Below are 18,083 nucleotides of genomic sequence, written 5' to 3' on the forward strand. Positions count from 1 at the left end.
GATGTGGGCCGTTAGCTCAGTTGGTAGAGCAACTGACTTTTAATCAGTGGGTCGCAGGTTCGAATCCTGCACGGCTCACCACGTCCTTCCACCAACCCCGCCGATGCCCTGGCCATTCCGCGCGCCGCGGGGCGGTGCCGGTGGAACGCGCGCATGCAGACCTGCATGGCGGCGGTTTAACCACATATGAAAAACCTTTTCTTATTTGGCGAAGTGCTGATAAGCTGTTGAAATTGCGCTTGTCCGCTGCGTGTCTTCGGCATCGACCGGTCGGGCCGGCCACGCGGCGCTGTCGCCGGGTCGTGACGGCCCGGCTTGCAGTCGCACGCGGCTTTGGACAAGACTACGCGGCATTGCAGGAGATGGATCGCTTGGCGAACGACAAGGCCGAAAACAGATACCGCGCGCCGGCGCTCGACAAGGGGCTGGACATCGTCGAATTGCTGGCCGGCTTCGTCGATGGGATGACCCTGGGAGAAATCGCGCGCGCGCTCGACAAGTCGCAAAGCGAGATCTACCGGATGATCACCACGCTGGTCCGGCGCGGCTATGTCGTGCGGTCGGCCGAGGATGACCGCTTCTCGCTCAGTCTCAAGATGTTCGCCGTGTCGCAACGTCACGCGCCGGTCAACCGGCTGCTGGATGTGGCCCGCCCGAAGATGCGGACGCTTGCGCTGCACGCGTGGCAGTCCTGCCATCTGGCCATGGAGAATAACGGCGATATCGTCATCGTCTCCTCGGCCGAGTCGCCCGGCAATTGGGCGTTGGGACTGCGGGTCGGATCGGTGGTCGGGCTGTGGAACACCGGCTCGGGACGGGTTCTGGCGGCGTTCCGCAGCGAGGACGAGCTGGAGGAACTGCTGAACCGCCACCGCCCCGCGCTCGGCGAGCCCGAGCTGGACCGCGACGAGTTGATGCGCCATCTGGAGCGTGTGCGGCGCAACGGCTATGAGCGGATGCCGTCATCGGCCACGGTCGGGGTGACGAACATGGCCTATCCGGTGATGGATGAGAACGGGCGGGCCGTGGCGGCGGTCACCTGCCCCTATCTGGAGCGGATCGACGAATTCGAGGTGCCGTCGGTCGACAAGGTGCACGCGATGCTGACCGAGCTCGCCGCCGAACTCAGCGCCTTCTATTGCGGCGAGATGGGCTGAGTGCGCGGCGCCGATCCGGCACGAAGCCGATAGAGCGGATCCGACGCCGCGCGCCACAATTGCCTTCTGCTGTGAGGCAAGCGGAGGCCCGGCTCAGATCGCCCATCCCCCGTCGATGATATGGCATTGGCCGCTGGTAAAGGCGCTGTCGTCGCCGGCCAGGTAGAGCGCGAGTGCGGCGATTTCCTCTGCCTTGCCGACCCGGCCCATCGGCTGGCGGGCGATGAAATCGCGCATGGCGCTGTCGTAATCCCCCGTTGCGCGCAGCCGGTCATGCAGAGACGGGCTGTCAACCGTGCCCGGACAGATCGCGTTGCAGCGGATGCCCTTGGTGATGAAATCGGCGGCGACGGATTTCGTCAGCCCGATCACCGCCGCCTTCGACGCGCAATAGGCAAAGCGGTTCGGCACCCCCTTCACGCTGGAGGCGACCGAGGACATGTTGATGATCGACCCGCCGCCGCGCTCCAGCATGCCGGGCAGGAAGGCCCGGATCATGCGGTATTGCGCCTTGGCGTTCAGCTCGAAGGCGAAATCCCAGTCGCTTTCCGGGCAGTCGAGAATGCTGCCCGCATGGACGAAGCCCGCGCAGTTGAACAGCACGTCGAGACCGCCGATCTCTGCGCGAAGCGCCGCGATGGCGGCCATGTCGGTCACGTCGAGCCTGCGCGACACCGCGCCGGAGATCTCGGCCAGGCCCGCAGGGTTGATGTCTGTGGCCCAGACCGTCGCGCCCTCCCGCAGAAAGGCCTCCGCGGTGGCGCGGCCGATGCCCTGGCCTGCGGCGGTGATGAGGCAGGTTTTTCCGGTCAGTAGTCCCATGATGTCTCCTCAGGCGGGCAGGCAGGCCGGGCCGATCGGCTCGAAGCTCTTGTAGGTCAGGATGAATTCGGCATGGCCGAGCGCCTCCGACGCGGTCTTGCGACCCCGCGCCACGGCGATGGCCAGATCAAAGATCTCCGCCCCGACCTCTTCCAGCGGCGTGCCGGACAGGATGCGCCCGGCATTGACATCCATATCCCCGGCCATCCGCGCATAAGTGTCCGGGTTGGCGCAGATCTTGATGACGGGGGCCAATGCCGAGCCGACGACCGAGCCGCGCGCGGTCACGAAAAAGGTCAGATGCGCCCCGCAGGCCATCATCTCCACGATCTCGGCATTGTCGGAGATATTGGGAAATCCGAACCGCACCTCGCCATCCGGCACGACGTCCAGCAGATACAGCCCGGTTTTCGGGGGGATGTCGCCGGGTTTGAGCAAGCCGCTGATCGGGGATGAGCCGGATTTGGCATAGGCGCCCATCGATTTTTCCTCGATCGTCGACAGCCCGCCTTCGGCATTGCCGGCCGCGAAGCTGCCATATCCCAGCGTGGCGTAATAGGCAGCGGCCTTCTCGACGGAGGCGGTCAGCTCCGCCGCAAGCTCAGGCGTTGTGGCGCGGGCAGCCATGATGCGTTCGCAGCCGATCAGCTCTCCGGTTTCCTCGAAGATGCAGCGTGCGCCCGCTGCGACCAGCCGGTCGAAGGCGATGCCGGCCGCCGGGTTGCCGGTGATGCCGCTGGTGCCGTCGGAGCCACCGCAGACCGTGCCCACGACCAGTTCGGACAGCGCCATCGGCACGCGCCGTGCCGCCGCCAGTTCGGGAAGCCGCGCGGCCAGCCAGTCCCGGCCCTGCGCAATCGCCGCGCGTGTGCCACCGCTGCGCTGGATGACGATGGTTTCGACCGGCCGTCCGGTGGCGGCCACGGTCTTTTCCAACCGGAAGCGGTTGAAGCTTTCGCAGCCGAGCGACACCAGCAGCACCGCCCCGACATTGGGATGGGTGCAGAGCCGTTCCAGCATGCGCTGCGCGTATTCATTCGGGTAGCAGCCGGGAAAGCCGATCACCTGCGCGCCCAGATCGCGATAGGGCAGCACAATCTCGCTGGCCACGAAATGCGCGCATTCGACTAGATAGACCACCGCCAGATGGTTGCGGATGCCCTTGCGGCCGTCGCTGCGCAGAAAGCCGTCAAGCATCCGGGTGTCCCTTCGCGGTTTCGGCCAGTGCGTGAGTGGGGGTGTAGTCGCTTTTCATATTGTGCAGATGGACGTGGCTGCCTGCCGCGATATTGCAAACGGCCGATCCGATCGGGACGCCGTATTTCAGGATCTTCTCGCCCGCGGAGATGTCGCGGGCGGCGACCTTGTGGCCCAGCGTGACCGCATCAAGCAGACGCAGCGTGCCGCCGCCATGCAACCCCGCCGGTCCGGGGCCCACCGCACCGGTGGCGACCAGCACGTTATCTGCCGGATCGAGCCGCAACAGACGGCTGCCCGCCACGAGGTCGTCCTCCGCCATCACAGCAGCTCCCGCGTCGCGCCGTCGATCATGTCCCAGTCCAGATCGACCCCGAGGCCGGGCCGGTCGGGCAGTGTCGCGACACCCCGGCTGATCGGCAGATCGCCAGCCAGGCCGAAGGAGAAATCGGCAACCGGGGCAAGCAGCTCCAGATAGCTGCAATTGCTGATCGCGGCGCAAAGATGCAGGTTCACCATCTCCAGCGGGTGGAAGATCGAGGTGTGGATCTCGCAGTTCATCCCGAAGGATTCCGCCAGATGCGCGGATTTCAGCACCCCGGTGATCCCGCCCGTCCAGCTCACATCGGCGCGGATCACGTCCACCACCTGCCGGGCGACGATGTCAGCGAGGCAATAGGGATGACCGGCCAGCGTCTCGGTCCCGACGACGGGAATATCGAGCTGCCGGGTCAGTTCGCGAAGCGCCGGGATGTTTTCATCCGGCATCGGTTCCTCGAACCAGGCGTATTCAAGCCGTTCCAGCCCGCGCCCGTAGCGCAGCGCCTCGGGCAGGGTCATGGTGGCGACCGGGTCGCTCATCAGCGTATAGTCCGGCCCCACCGCCGCGCGCACCGCCGCATGGATCTCCAGATCCTCATCGACCGACCGGCCCGGCGGGTGCAGCTTGTAGGCCGCGTAGCGATCCAGCTTCGCCGCGAGCGCCTCGGCCACGTAGTCTTCACCGCTGTCGAGGAACATCGAGCTGAGATAGACCGGAACCTCGTTCCGCGCGCCACCGATATAGCGGTAGAGCGGCATCTCCGCCGCCTCGGCCGCCAGCAGCCACAGGCAGCAATCGATCGGACCCCACACATAGATGGGAAAATGCCCCCACATCCGGTTCTTGAGCCGGAAGGCCTGCCACAGCGCCTCGCGGTCGCGGCCGTCCTGACCGATGAGGAACGGCGCAAGGGTCTTGGCCAGATGCGCCGATCCCTTGGCGCTTGCGCCCGAGAACCCGAACATCGACGCGCTCCGCCCGCATTCGGTGCGCAGCGTGTAGACCAGGAATTCATGGCGTTTGCCGCCGCCATCGCCGCGCAATTCGTCACCGCCCGCGGGTGGTTCGGCGCTGCAGGCGCGGATCTCCAGACCGGCGATGCGCATCAGAATTTCCCGTAGCGCAGATAGGCGTCCTGCGGGTCCGTCCCCGCCAGGATCGCGCTCCGCACCTTGCTTTCGGTCTGCATGGCCTCGACCGATCTGGCCGTGACCTCGCCCAGAACGGAACGCGGCACCCGCACCATGCCGTCACGGTCGCCCAGCAGGAAATCACCCTGCTGAATGGCGACATCGCCGATATGGATCATGTGACCCGTCCCGGTCGGCAGCCAGCGGCCCACCACGTCCTTCGGCGTGTGCCCTCGCCGCCAGGTCTGGAAACCGATCTCCATCAGGAAATGCGTGTCCCGCGCCAGACCGTCGAGCACGCAACCCAGCACGCCCTTGTTCTTCAGCGTCTCGGCGGACAGCTCGCCCATCTGGGCCAGATCATGCGTGTGCGGCTGGCAGACCCAGATATGTCCGGCCGGGGCCTTCGACAAAAGCCCGGTCCATTGCAAAAGCGTCTCATGTGGATCGGCGGTGTCGTCGGGATGCCCCTCGATGGTGAAGGCCGGACCGCACAGCGTTGCCTCCGGCATCAGCGGGGTGATCCCGGCGGGCAGGGTGAAGTTGCGCAGCCCCATCGCGCGCATGATGTCATGCACGACGCCGGTATAGCAGCCGCCCAGATCGCGGCTCATCTGAGCTAGGTCAGTCATGGTGTGATCCTTCCGAAATCTCGTCTTGCCCGGAACTTGGCGCAGCCGCGCCGCGATGTTGCCGGATCATTGGCCCAGCCTGACGCCGGTGTCGGCATCGAAGAGGTGGCAGTGGTCGAGCGCGAGTTGGAAGCGCAGAACCTCGCCCGGCCGCGTCGGCCGGGGGGTCAGCATCTTGCCCTGCACCTCGACCCCCGCGATCTCGGTCAGGATCAGCGATTCCGCACCCAGCGGTTCGGCCAGCGTGATCGGGAGCTCGATCGTGGCCACCGGCCCGGTTTCGGCCGGGCCATGCCCCTCCGGCATCAGATTGTCGGCGCGGAACCCGTAGGTGACGCGCTGACCGTCGCGGATGGGGCCCGTGCGGGTCGGCAGGGGCAGTGCCGAGCCGTCGCTGAGCCGCACCGCGCCGGCATCGACCACCCCGTCAATCAGGTTCATCGGCGGCGATCCGATAAAGGTCGCAACAAAGGTGTTCACCGGACGCTCGAACACCTCCAGGGGCGTGCCGGTCTGCACGATATGACCATCCTTCATGATGACGATCCGGTCGGCCAGCGTCATCGCCTCGACCTGGTCATGGGTGACATAGACGATGGTTGTGCCGACCTGGGCGTGCAGCTTCTTGATCTCTATCCGCATCTGGGTGCGCAGCTTGGCATCGAGATTGGACAGCGGCTCGTCGAACAGGAACACATCCGGGCGGCGCACGATGGCGCGGCCCATGGCAACGCGCTGGCGTTGACCGCCAGAGAGCTCGCCCGGTGTGCGGTCGAGATACGGCTCCAGCCCGAGGATCCGGGCGGCGTCCTGCGCCGCGCGCGCGATCTCGTCCTGCGGCCGCCCCGCGATCTTCAGGCTGAAGCCCAGATTTTCGCGCACCGACATATGCGGATAGAGCGCGTAATTCTGGAAAACCATGGAGATATTGCGCTGCCGGGGCGCCAGATGGTTCACCACCCGCTCACCGATGGCGATCTCGCCGTCGGAGATCTCCTCAAGTCCTGCAATCATGCGCAGCGTGGTGGATTTGCCGCAGCCCGAGGGGCCGACCAGCACGACGAATTCGTTATGCGCGATGTCCAGGTTGATGCCGTGGACGACATCGACGGCGCCGTAGCGTTTGACGACGTTGTTCAGAGAGACTTCTGCCATGTTCCTATCCCTTGACCCCGCCAAATGTCAGCCCGGCAATCAGGTGCTTCTGCACCAGGAATGTCAGGATGAGTGCGGGATTGATGATGATGACTGCCATGGCGCTCATCCCGGCCCAGTCGATGGTGAACTGGGCGGTGAAATCCATCAGCCCGACCGGCAAGGTCTTGCTGTCGGTCGAACGCGTGATCTGGCTGGCTAGCGCATATTCGTTCCAGGAGGTCAGGAAGGCGAAGATGGCAGCACTTGCGATGCCGGACTTGGCCAGCGGAAACTCGACCTTCCAGAAGGCCTGCCAGGGGGTGCAGCCGTCGATCTGCGCGGCTTCGGACAGATCGCGCGGCACCTGGCGGAAGAAACCCTCGGTCAGCCAGACGGTGAAGGGCACGTTGATCGCCGTGTAGACCACGATCACCCCGATCTGGGTGTCGATCAGCCCGGTCCAGCTCCACAGGATGAACAGCGGCAGCGACAGCGCGATGCCGGGCACGCAGCGCGACAGCATCAGCCACAGGAAGGCCGCGCCCTTGCCGGGGAAGCGATAGCGCGCAAAGGCATATCCGCCCGACATTCCGATCAGCACCGCGATGACGGTCGAGGTGACGGAGATCACCACCGAGTTGCGGAAATAGGACGCGACCGGAATGCCCACCACATCCTCACCCATGCCGAAAATGGCGCGGAAATTGTCCAGCGACAGATCGCGCGGGATCCACACGGCGGGCTTGGTCAGGATCTCTCCATTCGGGCGGAAGGCCGACAGCACCACCCACAGTCCGGGCAGGCAGATGATCAGCATCACGATGAAGGTGGCCAGCCAGGTCAGGATGTCTTTCTGCTTGCGGCTCATCAGAACGCCCCCAGATGTTTCCGCGCCGCCATCAGCTTGCGGAAGAAGAACCATGTGAAGAAGATCGACAGCAGGATCGAGACATAGGCCATGGCATTGGCCCGCCCCATCCGCGCGTCGTCATAGGCGGTGCGCGCAATCAGCGTCCACAGAAGCTCGGTCCGCCCGGCCGGCCCACCGCCCGTCATCACATCGACGATGTCATAGGCCCGCGCCACGTCGAGCGAGCGGATGGTCATGGCGATGTAGATGAACGGCATCAGGAAGGGCAGGGTGATGTGGCGAAACACCTGCCAGTTGTTGCAGCCATCCACCTTCGCCGCCTCGACCGGGTCACGCGGCATGGCAAACAGCCCCGCCAGGATCAGGATCGCGAAGATCGCGGTCGACATCCAGATCTCGGCAAACAGGATCGAGGCGAAGGCCAGCCAGCGATCGACCAGGAACGGAATCGCCTCCTGCGCCAGACCCAGCGACTGCAGCGCGTTGTTCACCACGCCAATCGTGTCGTTGAACATGTATTTGAACTGGAACCCGACCAGGATGGGCGAGAACATCATCGGGAACATCATGATCGTGCGCATGGTGCGCTGCCCCCAGGTGATGCGGTTCACCAGCAATGCGAGGCCCAGCCCGAGCAGCATCTCGAGGTTCAGCGCAAAGGTCAGGAACAGCACCGTGCGCCACAGCGCCGACCAGAACTCGCCATCGCCCAGCACGCGGGCGTAATTTCGGAACGCCACGAAATCCCAGAGCGAGTCCGGCCGGATCAGGCGGTAATTCGAGAAGCTGGTATAGAAGGAAAAGATCAGCGGCAGCAGAACCACCAGCAGGATCACCAGCACGGCCGGCGACAAAAGCGCAAGCGGTACGGCATTGTCCCGGATAAATCGGCGCAATCGGGCCATCTTCGTCTCATGTGATTGGCAGCCGCGACGGGCGCGGCGATGTGTCCGGTCCCGCCGCGCAAGGCGGCGCGGCGGGATCTCTCAGGCGGGTGCGCGGCCTAGATGCGGCCGGCATCCTCCATGATCTCGGTGACTTCTTCGGCGGCGGTGTTCAGCGCCTCCTCGGTTGTCTTGTCGCCCAGGATCGCGGCCTGCAATTGCGGCCACAGCGCATTGGAGATCTCGCCCCATTCCGCGACAAGCGGCGGGGTGAATGCATGATCGCGCATCGATTCGCCCCAGACCTCGAAGACCTCGACCATGAAGTCGTTGCCGTCGGCCTCGAACTCGGCCGTCACGTCGTCCCAGACCTTGCTGCGCGTTGGCAGCAGCCCGGCCCGCGCCTCGATCATCTGGGCGTCATGGCTGGTCAGGAACATCATGAAGCTGGCGGCGGCATCCTTGTTGTCGCAGGATTTGGTCATCGAGAAGCTGTGCGAGCCCGACCACCCGCTGCGCTTGCCGCCCGACCCCTTGGGGGCCAGGGCCACGCCGACATCGCCCTGCACATTCGAATCCGGGCTGTTGAAATAGGCGGCCCATCCGGCCCAGTCGAGATCGTAGGCCACGCTGCCGGCGGCAAAGCCCAGCCCCAGATCGTCCCAGACATAGTTCGTCGTGCCTGCCGGAACCGCCTTGTCCTGGTAGAGCTTCACGAACCAGTTCAGCGCCTCCTGACCCTCCGGCCCGTTGAATGCCGGGGTCCAGTCGTCATTCAGAAGCCGACCGCCATTCGCAACCAGCATTTCCAGGAACCGGCCGGCGATGGCCTCGTCCTTGCCGGCGAAATGCGTGCCGTAGCGGTCCGGCGGATCTGCAAAGAAGATCGCCTGGTCGCTGGCCTGGTCCCAGGTCTCCGGCGGGGTCAGATCATAGCCGAAGCGTTCCTTGAACTTCGCCTTGTTCTCCGCGTCCTCGTAGAGCGACTTCACATAGAACATGTTCGACACGTCGGAGTGACGCGGCAGTTCCACCAGCTCTCCGTCCACCGTCGAATGCTCGATCACAAGGGGCGAGAACGCCTCCAGCACCTCGGCCGGGATCAGGTCATCAAGCGGCTGGTTCATCGCCGTGTATTGCGGCGCGAAATTGGTGTGGCTGGAGAACACGCAATAGCCGATATTCCCGGCCGCGATGTCCTGTTTCATTTCGCGGTCCAGCTCGAAATGGCTCTTGCGCGAAAGGATCTCCACCTTGGCGCCGGTCGCCTCCTCCCATTGCGGGATGAGCGCGTAGAGCGGTTCATACTGCGCACCGCCGATCAGCTTCACGCGCAGCGTATAGCCCTCGAACGTCCCGTAATCCTGCGCCTGTGCCGGCATGGCCGGGCAGGCCGCCGCCACCGTCGAGGCAAGTGCGAATGTCACGGTCTTCATTGATTCCCTCCCGAAGCCACTTGAAGCCTTTCGTATTTGATAATTTATTTTTGTCCATGAAAAAACTATTTGTGTCAACGGCTTTGTTCGGGATATAGAAATGCGCAGGGTCAGGGCCTCGGCGAAACCCCGTGCAATGACCAGCCAAACCGATGAAAGGGGAGGAGCAGAATGGCCGCAATCAGACGCACCAGGCTCGGTCAGGCGGGGCCGGAGATCAGCCAGCTCGGGCTGGGCTGCGCGACGCTGGGGGGATTGTTCTCACCGGTTTCCGATGCGGATGCCGGACAGGTGATCGACGCCGCCACCTCTGCAGGGGTCACCTATTTCGACGCAGCCCCGTTCTATGGCCACGGCCTGGCCGAGCACCGGCTTGGCCAAGCGCTGCGCGGATGTGAGGCGGTCATCTCCACCAAGGTGGGTCGGCTGCTGCGGCCGGGGGCCGCGCCCGACCCCGGTGCCTGGGTGCAGGCGCTGCCGTTCACGCCGGTCTATGACTATTCCTATGACGGCATCATGCGCAGCTTCGAGGATTCGCTGCAGCGTCTGGGTCGCGACCGGATCGAGATCCTGTTCATCCACGACATCGGCAACCGGACACATGGCGAAGAAGACGGCCCAACGCTGTTTGCGCAGGCCTTGGGCGACGGGTATCGCGCGCTGGAGGAGCTCCGCGATGCGGGCGTTGTCGGGGCCATCGGTCTGGGTGTGAACGAATCGGAGGTCTGTCTGGCCGCGTTGGCGCAGGGGCAATGGGACGCCTTCCTGCTCGCGGGCCGCTACAGCCTGCTGGAACAGGTGCCGCTTGACGATCTGTTCCCGCGCTGCACGGCCGCAGGCACCGACATCGTCATCGGCGGTCCGTTCAATTCCGGCGTTCTGGCGGGCGCCGACAGTTTCGATTACGGCGCCGTCCCGCCTGCCATCGCCGATCGGGTCACGGCAATCCGCCGCATCTGCGCCGATCACGGCGTGGCGCTTCCCGCCGCCGCGCTGGCGTTCTGCCGTGCCCATCCATTGGTGAAAAGCACCATCCCCGGACCGCGCAGCCCGCGCGAGATGAACCAGATCGTCGAATGGTGGCACAGCCCGATCCCGACATCCTTCTGGTCGGATCTGAAAACCGCCGGCCTGCTGCACGAGGCCGCCCCAACCCCGCAAGGAGAAGACGCATGAAGGTTGACAGCCATCACCATCTCTGGACCCTGTCGCGCGGCGATTATGGCTGGCTGACGCCGGATCTGGGCGCGATCTACCGCGATTTCACCGTGGCGGATCTCGAGCCGCTGCTTGATGCCGCCGGGATTGACCGGACGGTCGTCGTCCAGGCCGCCCCGTCGGTCGCTGAGACGGAATTTCTTCTGGACTGCGCGGCCGAAACCGCGCGGATCGACGGCGTGGTCGGCTGGATCGACATGGAGGCGCCGGAGGCGGTCGCAACGCTGAAACGCCTCGCGCGCAATCCGAAATTCGTGGGCATCCGCCCGATGATCCAGGGGATGGCGGATGACGCGTGGATCATGCGCAGCGATCTGGACCCGGTCTTCGATACGCTGGTCGCCGAGGATCTGTCCTTCGATGCCCTGGTGCTGCCGCGCCATCTCGCCCCGCTGCAGATGCGGATGCGGCGGCATCCCAGTCTGCGCTGCGTGATCGACCACGGCGCAAAGCCGGAGATTGCGAGCGGCCGGATCGACGAGTGGCAGCGCGAGATTGCCCGGATCGCGGAGGAGACCGCCTGCATGTGCAAGCTCTCCGGCCTGCTGACCGAGGCGGGCGATACGCCCACCCATGACCGGATCCGCCCCGCCGCCGATCACCTGATCGCCTGTTTCGGGGCCGAACGGCTGATGTTCGGCAGTGACTGGCCGGTCCTGAACCTGGCCGGGGATTACGCGGGCTGGGTGGAGATGGTGGCCAGCATCATCGCCGATCTGCCCGAGGCCGACCGCAACCGAATCTGGGCCGGCACGGCGCAGGAATTCTATCGGCTCCCGCGCGCGTAGCGGGTTTTCGGCCACACCGGCGCAAGCTGCGAAAAAAATCTTCCGCAGTGTCGAAGGCAGAGGATCCGCACCGGAAAGTCGCAAGTTCAGACGGTTGAACCGCTGGCGGGGCCGCGCCGGCGGGGTCTCCGCGCCGCGCGGGGTCTGTGCCGCGCTTGACCTCCCCCGGTCAGCCGCCATCATCGGGGGCGGACCCAGCCAGGAGGCCAGGCATGACGACATTTCGCGTCAACGGACAAGACCACGATCTCGACATCGATCCCGATACGCCGCTGCTCTGGGTGCTGCGCGACGAACTGCGCCTGACGGGGACGAAATTCGGCTGCGGCATCGCCCAATGCGGGGCCTGCACGGTGATGATGAACGGCATGCCGCGCCGCGCCTGCGTCACCCCGATCTCGATGGTCGAGGGCAGCGAGATCACCACCATCGAAGGCATGGACGGCCCAGAGATCTCGGCCGTGCAAGCGGCCTGGGAAGCGATCGACGTGCCGCAATGCGGCTGGTGCCAGTCCGGTCAGGTCATGTCGGCCACCGCCCTGCTGCAGCAGATCCCGAACCCGACGGATGAAGAGATCAACCACGCCATGGCGGGCAATGTCTGCCGCTGCGCGACCTATGTCCGCATCCGGCAGGCCATCCATGACGCCGCCGCAACGCTGGAGGGCTGAATCATGGCAAGAATCCAGACCACGCGCAGGGGCGTGCTGGCCGGTGGTGCCGGGCTGCTTCTGGGGCTGACACTGCCCTTCGGGCGCGGCATGGCGCAGCAGGCGGCGACCGGTCCCTTCGCGCCGAATGCCTTCGTGCGGATCGGCACGGATGACGTCGTCACCGTGATGATCAAGCATATCGAGATGGGGCAGGGGCCCTATACCGGGCTGGCGACGCTGGTGGCCGAGGAACTTGACGCCGACTGGTCGCAGATGCGGGCCGAGGGCGCGCCTGCTGACGGTCAGGCCTATGCCAATCTCGCCATGGGGGTGCAGTTGACCGGCGGTTCGACCGCCATCGCCAACAGCTTCATGCAGATGCGCAAGGCGGGTGCTGCCGCGCGTGCCATGCTGGTTGCCGCCGCAGCCGAGGAATGGGGCGTCCCCGCGGCTGAGATCACGGTGAAGGCGGGGGTGGTCGCGCATGAGGGGACGGGCCGCAGCTCCGGTTTCGGCGCGCTGAGCCAGGCGGCCTCCCGCCTGCCCGTGCCGGAGGATCCGCCCGTCAAGGCGGCGGAGGATTTCGTGCTGATCGGCACCGACCGGCCCAAGCTGGACACGGTGGCAAAATCGAATGGCAGCGCGCAGTTCACCATGGATGTCTATCGAGACAACATGCTGACCGTGCTGGTTGCTCATCCGCCGAAATTCGGCGCAACCGTGGCCGGGTTCGATGACGGCGACGCACTCGCCGTGCCGGGGGTGGAGATGGTGCGCCAGATCCCGTCCGGCGTGGCGGTCTACGCCACCAACACCTTTGCCGCCATGAAAGGGCGCAACGCGCTGAAGGTCGATTGGGACATGACCGGGGCCGAGACGCGCAGCACCGCCCAGATGTTCGACAGCTACTCGGCTGCCGCCGCCGAAGGTGGCCAGACGGTCGAGGAGACGGGCGATCTGTCCGCACTCGACGGGGCCGCGCAGGTGCTGGAGGCGGAATACCGCTTCCCCTTCCTCGCCCATGCCCCGATGGAGCCGCTGGATGCGGTGATCGAGTTGGGCGGCGAACGCGCCGAAATGTGGTTCGGCAGCCAGTTCCCCGGCCTCGATCAGCCGACGGTGGCCGAGATTTTGGGCCTGCCGCAGGACGATGTGAAGATCAACGTGCTGCTCGCCGGTGGCTCCTTCGGGCGTCGCGCGCAGGGGACCGCGCATCTCGCCGCCGAAGCCGCAGAGGTCGCCAAGGCGGCCGGGCGTGATGGCGCGTTCAAGCTGGTCTGGACCCGCGAAGATGACGTGAAGGGCGGGCATTACCGTCCCATGACGGTGCACAGGCTGCGCGCCGGGCTGGATGCGGATGGCAACATCGTCGGCTGGGAAAACGTGGTGGCCAACCAGTCGATCCTGCGCGGCACGGCGATGGAGATGATGCTGCAGGGCGGGCCGGACGCGACCTCCTACGAAGGATCGACGAATCTGCCCTATCAATTCGGTGCAAGCCGCATCGGCTGGGCCGAGATGGAGAACCCCGTGTCTGTGCTGTGGTGGCGATCCGTGGGGCACACCCACACTGCCTATGCGGTCGAGACCTTCCTGGACGAGCTTCTGGCCGCCGCGGGCAAGGATCCGGTGCAGGGCCGGCTGGATCTGCTGCCGGGTGATGCGGCGCGAGAGCGCGGGGTGATCGAGAAGGTGGCGGAGATGTCCGGCTGGTCCGGCTCGGTGCGGGGCGACAAGGGCTACGGCGTGGCCTATACCAAGAGCTTCAACACCTATGTCGCCGAGGTGGTCGAGATCGAGGATCGCGGCGGGTCGCCCCATGTCACGCGGGTCTGGTGCGCGGTGGATTGCGGCATCGCCGTCAATCCCAACGTGATCCGCGCCCAGATGGAGGGCGGGATCGGCTATGCGCTCGGCACCGCGCTGCATGACCGGATCAGCTTTTCGCCCGGCGGCGAGGTCGAGCAGTCGAATTTCGACGACTACCCGATGCTGCGAATCTCGGAGATGCCGCAGGTCGAGGTGGAGATCATTCAGAGCGACGCTGACCCGACCGGGGTGGGGGAGCCGGGCGTGCCGCCGCTGGCCCCGGCGATGGCCAATGCGTGGCGGGCGCTGACCGGCAATCGCCAATACGAATTGCCCTTCGGCGGGGGGAGCGTCGCATGATGGCAAGAGCTTGGCTGGCCGGGGCGCTCCTTCTCTGGGCCGCGCCGATCCATGCGCAGGAGGGGCTGTCGGGACCGGATGCGTTTTCCGATATCGCCGATGAGCAGACCCGCTCCGCGGCGCTGTTCGAGGAGATGGGCAAGGTGCTGACCCATCCCCGCTGCCTGAATTGCCACCCGGTGACCGGCGGGCCGACCCAGGGCGACGACATGCAGCCCCATTCGCCGCCCGTGTTCCGCGGCGAGGCGGATTTCGGCGCGGTGGGCATGAACTGCAGCACCTGTCACAGCGCCGAGAATGTGGAATTCGTGACCGAGGCCGGCAGCATTCCGGGCCATGAGATCTGGATGCTCGCGCCCGTCAGCATGGGCTGGCAGGGCCTGAGCCTTGGCGAGATCTGCGCCCAGATCAAGGATCCCGCGCGCAATGGCGGCAAGACGCTGGAGGAGATCCATGAACATCACGCGGAAGACGGGCTGGTCGGCTGGGGATGGCACCCGGGCGAAGGCCGTGAGCCCGCGCCGGGCAGCCAGGAGATGTTCGGCCAGTTGACCCGCGCCTGGATCGATACGGGCGCGGCCTGCCCCGGCTGAGCGATGACCAGACCCGATCCCCAGCTTGGCCACCGCGGCGGCGCGGCCCTGATCCCGATCAGCGAGGCGGATGTCCCGCTCCACGCGATCCCTGATGACGGGGCATTCGCGCTGGCGGTCATCACCGGGGTCGAGGGCCCGTCCTATCGCCCCGTCGGTGCGGTCATGGCGGTGGACGCCGATGGGCGGATGACGGGCAATCTCTCCTCGGGCTGCATCGACCGCGACGTGGCCTTGCAGGCGGTGCAGGCGCTTGAGGATGGCCGGGCTAGGCATCTGCGCTACGGCGTGGGTTCGCCGTTTCGGGACTTGGAACTGCCCTGTGGCGGTGGTCTCGACATCGCGGTGCTGCCGCGCCCGGACCCGGTCCGGCTCGGCCGCGCCCGCGACCTGCTGGCCGGGCGCGAACATGCGGTGCTGGAGCTTGGCCCGGTGACGCTGGACATCCATCCCGGCCTGAGGTTTCTCGTCTTCGGGAAGGGTCCGGAGGCCAGTTGCTTTGCAGCACTGGCACGCTCGGCCGGGTATCAGGTCGAGCTGTTCGCGCCAGATGATGACACGCTGCATGGTCCGGCGCGGGGCGAGCGGCTGCGAACGCCGGAATGGCCCGCCGATTTGGCGGTGGATGCCAGGACCGCGGTCACCATCTTCTTCCACGATCACGACTGGGAACCCGTGCTGCTGGCTGCGGCGTTGCGGTCGCAGGCCTTCTTTGTCGGCGCGCAGGGCAGCCTGCGCGCGCATCGCGCGCGCTGTGCCGCGCTGTCGGATCTGGGCGTGGCGGAGGAGCTGATCGCGCGGCTGGCCTCGCCGTTCGGACTGATCCCCTCGGCGCGCGATCCGCGCACGCTGGCGGTCTCGGTGCTGGCGCAGGCGGTGGAACAGGCGCGTCTGCCGTGAGGCTGGGCGGGCTGCTTCTGGCCGCCGGCGCCTCGCGGCGGTTCGGCCCGGAAGACAAGCTGCTGGCGGATCTGGATGGCTTCCCGCTGGTCCGTCACGCGGCTCTGGCGCTGCGCCGCGCGGGGCCGGATCTGCTTGTCGCCACCGTGTCCTCGGCGCAGGTGGGGGCGCTGCTCAGGGAAACCGGCTTCCGCATCGTGACCATCCCCGCCGGTCAGCCCCAATCGGTGAGCCTGTCGGCCGGGTTGACGGAGATGCAGCGCCTGCAAGCGCAGCGTTGCGTGCTTGCCCTCGGGGACATGCCCTATCTGGCGGACGAGGATTTCAGCGCCCTGCTGTCGGCGCCTGCCGATCTGCCCGCCTGCATGTGGTCCGAGGGGGCACCGTCCCCGCCTGCGGTGGTCCCGCGGGGCTGGTTCGGTCGCCTGATCGGGCTTCGCGGCGATCGCGGCGCGCGGGAGATCTTGCAAGAGCTGCCCGCGTCGCAGCGCGTCCCGGCGCCGCGCGAACGGTTGCGCGACATCGACCTTCTGTCTGATCTGCCCGGTCGGTAGCGCAACGCGCAACCTTCCGGGCAACCGGGGGTGATCCTGTGCCGCCCCGTCGAACCGATCATCGCACAGGGCGGCCGAGTGAACGTCCGATGGCCGAACTCCGAGCGCGGGCGTGAAAGCCGAGCCCGCCGCGCAGGGCTGCGCGACGGATCCTTCCATGTCCCGACCACTGCGGCGCTTTTGCTGCACGCGGCGGCCAGGTGCGATCACGCGACCTTGCGGGGCGGCGCTTGAGCGGCAACCGGCGCAGCACCGGTGTCGAATTTCTGCAAAAGCTGCGTCAGCTCATCGACCTGCGAAGACAGGGACGCCGCAGCCGTCGCATAGCTTTCGGACATGGACAGGTTGGCCTGGTTGACGCTGTCGAGATGCGACAGCGCCGAGGAAACCTCCTGCACGCCGGTGGATTGTTCCGCCGTGGCATGGGCGATGCCGGAGATGTTGTCCACCACTCCGCGCACCGCCGATCTGATGTCATTGAGCGCGCTGCCGGTCTGGCGGACGAGATCGGCACCTGACTGCACCTCTGCCTCGCTCTTGCCGATGAGGTCGGCGATGCTTTGCGACGCCTTGCCGGATTGCTGCGCGAGATTGCGCACCTCCTGCGCGACGACGGCAAAACCGCGCCCGACCTCGCCGGCCCGCGCGGCCTCGACGGCGGCGTTGATCGACAGGAGATTGGTCTGGAAGGCAAAATTCTCGATCACGCGGGTGAATTCGCCCATGCTCTTGGTGTGCTGCTCGATCCGTTCGATCGCGGAGACCGCCTCTCCGACCACGTCATTGCCGTGTTTCACCACCTTCTCGGCGTCCTGGGCGGCGTTGTTGACCTCCTGCGCGGTTGTGCTGGTCATGGAGGTGTTGCCCGAGATCTCCTCCACCGCGGCGGCCGTTTCCTCCAGCGAGGCGGCCTGGCTTTCGCCGCGCCGTGCCAGATCGTCGGCGCCCTGGGCGATCTGGCTGGCCTCCTGATGGATCATCGCGGCGCGTTCGCGGATGTCGTTCACCATGGTGGCGAAATTCTCCACCGTGCGGTTATAGCTGTCGCGCACCTCGACGAATTCGGCCGGCATGTCGCGGGTCACCCGGCAGGTCAGCTTGCCTTCTGCCAACTGGCCGAGCCCGTCGATGATGCTGGAGATGGCGGCCTTCTTCTCGGTGATGTCGGTGGCCATTTTCAGCACCCCGGCGACACGGCCGGACTCGTCCAGCAGAGGCACGTAGCTGCCATTGATCCAGACCGGCTGGCCAGCGCGGTTCAGCCGCTCGAATTCCCCGGTGAAGGCCGCGCCGGAACCGAGTTGCCGCCAGAAGTCCGAATATTCCAGGCTGTTGGCGAAATCCGGCCGGGCGAAGATGCGGTGATGCTTGCCCAGCACCTCGTCCCGGCGATAGCCCATGAGCTGAAGGAAATTGTCATTCGCCTCCACGATGATGCCATCGGGGGTGAATTCGATCATGGCCTGGGCCAGACCGAGCGCCTTGACCCGGTCGTTGTCGTTGATCTGCTTGCTGTCGGTCATCGCCGTCCTCGTTTCGCTGTTCGCACCGACTCATAGCGGCGAAACTTTAAGAACTGCTTGACCGGCACGGGCGGGAGGGCCGGGCGGGGCGGGCGGC

Annotated in this window: 18 protein-coding genes and 1 tRNA gene; 9 read left to right on the forward strand and 10 right to left on the reverse strand. The window is 66.0% G+C overall.

Annotation, left to right across the window (positions count from 1 at the left end; genetic code table 11):
• The first annotated feature begins 5 nt into the window (after positions 1-5).
• Together BLT73_RS12940 and BLT73_RS12945 are read left to right on the forward strand one after the other, a co-directional pair.
• A tRNA-Lys gene (locus tag BLT73_RS12940) sits at positions 6-81 on the forward strand.
• A gap of 281 nt (positions 82-362) precedes the next feature.
• Positions 363-1,157 carry an IclR family transcriptional regulator gene (locus BLT73_RS12945; protein ID WP_090524415.1) on the forward strand — a complete coding sequence of 265 codons (795 nt, stop codon included), beginning with the start codon at positions 363-365 and terminating at the stop codon, positions 1,155-1,157.
• Positions 1,158-1,250: 93 nt separating this feature from the next.
• On the opposite strand, the gene BLT73_RS12950 is transcribed toward BLT73_RS12945, so the two are convergent.
• The 9 genes from BLT73_RS12950 to BLT73_RS12990 all read right to left on the reverse strand — a co-directional run bounded on the left by BLT73_RS12950 (position 1,251) and on the right by BLT73_RS12990 (position 9,588).
• Positions 1,251-1,979 (reverse strand): SDR family oxidoreductase, encoded by a 729-nt coding sequence (locus tag BLT73_RS12950; protein ID WP_090524417.1) that lies wholly within the window; start codon positions 1,977-1,979, stop codon positions 1,251-1,253.
• Between the two features lie 9 nt (positions 1,980-1,988).
• Complete coding sequence (locus BLT73_RS12955; protein ID WP_090524419.1) at positions 1,989-3,176, reverse strand: UxaA family hydrolase; 1,188 nt, start codon at positions 3,174-3,176, stop codon at positions 1,989-1,991.
• The gene (locus BLT73_RS12960; RefSeq protein ID WP_090524421.1) at positions 3,169-3,498 is read right to left on the reverse strand and encodes a UxaA family hydrolase; all 330 of its coding nucleotides are present in this window, start codon (positions 3,496-3,498) and stop codon (positions 3,169-3,171) included. The genes BLT73_RS12955 and BLT73_RS12960 overlap by 8 nt, the downstream gene beginning before the upstream one ends.
• Positions 3,498-4,604, reverse strand: coding sequence for an enolase C-terminal domain-like protein (locus BLT73_RS12965; protein ID WP_090524423.1), 1,107 nt, complete (start codon positions 4,602-4,604; stop codon positions 3,498-3,500). Before BLT73_RS12965 ends, BLT73_RS12960 begins: the two co-directional genes overlap by 1 nt.
• Positions 4,604-5,260 carry an RraA family protein gene (locus BLT73_RS12970; RefSeq protein WP_090524426.1) on the reverse strand — a complete coding sequence of 219 codons (657 nt, stop codon included), beginning with the start codon at positions 5,258-5,260 and terminating at the stop codon, positions 4,604-4,606. The genes BLT73_RS12965 and BLT73_RS12970 overlap by 1 nt, the downstream gene beginning before the upstream one ends.
• 66 nt (positions 5,261-5,326) lie before the next feature.
• On the reverse strand, positions 5,327-6,415 hold the full coding sequence (locus tag BLT73_RS12975; RefSeq protein WP_090524428.1) for an ABC transporter ATP-binding protein: 1,089 nt from the start codon (positions 6,413-6,415) through the stop codon (positions 5,327-5,329).
• Between the two features lie 4 nt (positions 6,416-6,419).
• On the reverse strand, positions 6,420-7,265 hold the full coding sequence (locus BLT73_RS12980; RefSeq protein WP_090524430.1) for a carbohydrate ABC transporter permease: 846 nt from the start codon (positions 7,263-7,265) through the stop codon (positions 6,420-6,422).
• Complete coding sequence (locus BLT73_RS12985; RefSeq protein WP_090524432.1) at positions 7,265-8,173, reverse strand: carbohydrate ABC transporter permease; 909 nt, start codon at positions 8,171-8,173, stop codon at positions 7,265-7,267. Before BLT73_RS12985 ends, BLT73_RS12980 begins: the two co-directional genes overlap by 1 nt.
• Positions 8,174-8,271: 98 nt before the next feature.
• The gene (locus BLT73_RS12990) at positions 8,272-9,588 is read right to left on the reverse strand and encodes an ABC transporter substrate-binding protein (protein WP_090524434.1); all 1,317 of its coding nucleotides are present in this window, start codon (positions 9,586-9,588) and stop codon (positions 8,272-8,274) included.
• A 171-nt stretch (positions 9,589-9,759) separates the two neighbouring features.
• Between BLT73_RS12990 and BLT73_RS12995 the strand changes: the two genes are divergently transcribed.
• The 7 genes from BLT73_RS12995 (at position 9,760) to BLT73_RS13025 (ending at position 16,463) form a co-directional block, all read left to right on the forward strand.
• Positions 9,760-10,764 (forward strand): aldo/keto reductase, encoded by a 1,005-nt coding sequence (locus BLT73_RS12995; RefSeq protein ID WP_090524437.1) that lies wholly within the window; start codon positions 9,760-9,762, stop codon positions 10,762-10,764.
• On the forward strand, positions 10,761-11,594 hold the full coding sequence (locus BLT73_RS13000; RefSeq protein WP_090524439.1) for an amidohydrolase family protein: 834 nt from the start codon (positions 10,761-10,763) through the stop codon (positions 11,592-11,594). The genes BLT73_RS12995 and BLT73_RS13000 overlap by 4 nt, the downstream gene beginning before the upstream one ends.
• 212 nt (positions 11,595-11,806) lie before the next feature.
• Complete coding sequence (locus BLT73_RS13005) at positions 11,807-12,265, forward strand: (2Fe-2S)-binding protein (protein ID WP_090524441.1); 459 nt, start codon at positions 11,807-11,809, stop codon at positions 12,263-12,265.
• Between the two features lie 3 nt (positions 12,266-12,268).
• Positions 12,269-14,416 carry a xanthine dehydrogenase family protein molybdopterin-binding subunit gene (locus BLT73_RS13010; RefSeq protein ID WP_090524443.1) on the forward strand — a complete coding sequence of 716 codons (2,148 nt, stop codon included), beginning with the start codon at positions 12,269-12,271 and terminating at the stop codon, positions 14,414-14,416.
• Positions 14,413-15,009, forward strand: a complete 597-nt coding sequence (locus BLT73_RS13015; RefSeq protein ID WP_425438824.1) for an Isoquinoline 1-oxidoreductase subunit — start codon at positions 14,413-14,415, stop codon at positions 15,007-15,009. The genes BLT73_RS13010 and BLT73_RS13015 overlap by 4 nt, the downstream gene beginning before the upstream one ends.
• Positions 15,010-15,012: 3 nt before the next feature.
• A complete protein-coding gene (locus BLT73_RS13020) occupies positions 15,013-15,909 on the forward strand; it encodes an XdhC family protein (protein ID WP_090524445.1) in 897 nt (298 codons plus the stop codon).
• Positions 15,906-16,463 (forward strand): nucleotidyltransferase family protein, encoded by a 558-nt coding sequence (locus tag BLT73_RS13025; RefSeq protein ID WP_090524447.1) that lies wholly within the window; start codon positions 15,906-15,908, stop codon positions 16,461-16,463. The genes BLT73_RS13020 and BLT73_RS13025 overlap by 4 nt, the downstream gene beginning before the upstream one ends.
• A gap of 206 nt (positions 16,464-16,669) precedes the next feature.
• Here the strand turns inward: BLT73_RS13025 and BLT73_RS13030 are convergent, their stop codons facing one another.
• A complete protein-coding gene (locus BLT73_RS13030) occupies positions 16,670-17,986 on the reverse strand; it encodes a methyl-accepting chemotaxis protein (RefSeq protein ID WP_090524449.1) in 1,317 nt (438 codons plus the stop codon).
• Between the last annotated feature and the right edge of the window lie 97 nt (positions 17,987-18,083).

The sequence above is a fragment of the Paracoccus isoporae genome, assembly GCF_900101865.1.
Taxonomy (GTDB): Bacteria; Pseudomonadota; Alphaproteobacteria; order Rhodobacterales; family Rhodobacteraceae; genus Paracoccus; species Paracoccus isoporae.

Excerpts from the sequence above, each read along its gene's own strand:
- BLT73_RS12945 (WP_090524415.1), top strand. The coding sequence starts at position 363 with ATGGATCGCTTGGCGAACGACAAGGCCGAAAACAGATACCGCGCGCCG.
- BLT73_RS12950 (WP_090524417.1), bottom strand. The coding sequence starts at position 1,979 with ATGGGACTACTGACCGGAAAAACCTGCCTCATCACCGCCGCAGGCCAG.
- BLT73_RS12955 (WP_090524419.1), bottom strand. The coding sequence starts at position 3,176 with ATGCTTGACGGCTTTCTGCGCAGCGACGGCCGCAAGGGCATCCGCAAC.
- BLT73_RS12960 (WP_090524421.1), bottom strand. The coding sequence starts at position 3,498 with ATGGCGGAGGACGACCTCGTGGCGGGCAGCCGTCTGTTGCGGCTCGAT.
- BLT73_RS12965 (WP_090524423.1), bottom strand. The coding sequence starts at position 4,604 with ATGCGCATCGCCGGTCTGGAGATCCGCGCCTGCAGCGCCGAACCACCC.
- BLT73_RS12970 (WP_090524426.1), bottom strand. The coding sequence starts at position 5,260 with ATGACTGACCTAGCTCAGATGAGCCGCGATCTGGGCGGCTGCTATACC.
- BLT73_RS12975 (WP_090524428.1), bottom strand. The coding sequence starts at position 6,415 with ATGGCAGAAGTCTCTCTGAACAACGTCGTCAAACGCTACGGCGCCGTC.
- BLT73_RS12980 (WP_090524430.1), bottom strand. The coding sequence starts at position 7,265 with ATGAGCCGCAAGCAGAAAGACATCCTGACCTGGCTGGCCACCTTCATC.
- BLT73_RS12985 (WP_090524432.1), bottom strand. The coding sequence starts at position 8,173 with ATGGCCCGATTGCGCCGATTTATCCGGGACAATGCCGTACCGCTTGCG.
- BLT73_RS12990 (WP_090524434.1), bottom strand. The coding sequence starts at position 9,588 with ATGAAGACCGTGACATTCGCACTTGCCTCGACGGTGGCGGCGGCCTGC.
- BLT73_RS12995 (WP_090524437.1), top strand. The coding sequence starts at position 9,760 with ATGGCCGCAATCAGACGCACCAGGCTCGGTCAGGCGGGGCCGGAGATC.
- BLT73_RS13000 (WP_090524439.1), top strand. The coding sequence starts at position 10,761 with ATGAAGGTTGACAGCCATCACCATCTCTGGACCCTGTCGCGCGGCGAT.
- BLT73_RS13005 (WP_090524441.1), top strand. The coding sequence starts at position 11,807 with ATGACGACATTTCGCGTCAACGGACAAGACCACGATCTCGACATCGAT.
- BLT73_RS13010 (WP_090524443.1), top strand. The coding sequence starts at position 12,269 with ATGGCAAGAATCCAGACCACGCGCAGGGGCGTGCTGGCCGGTGGTGCC.
- BLT73_RS13015 (WP_425438824.1), top strand. The coding sequence starts at position 14,413 with ATGATGGCAAGAGCTTGGCTGGCCGGGGCGCTCCTTCTCTGGGCCGCG.
- BLT73_RS13020 (WP_090524445.1), top strand. The coding sequence starts at position 15,013 with ATGACCAGACCCGATCCCCAGCTTGGCCACCGCGGCGGCGCGGCCCTG.
- BLT73_RS13030 (WP_090524449.1), bottom strand. The coding sequence starts at position 17,986 with ATGACCGACAGCAAGCAGATCAACGACAACGACCGGGTCAAGGCGCTC.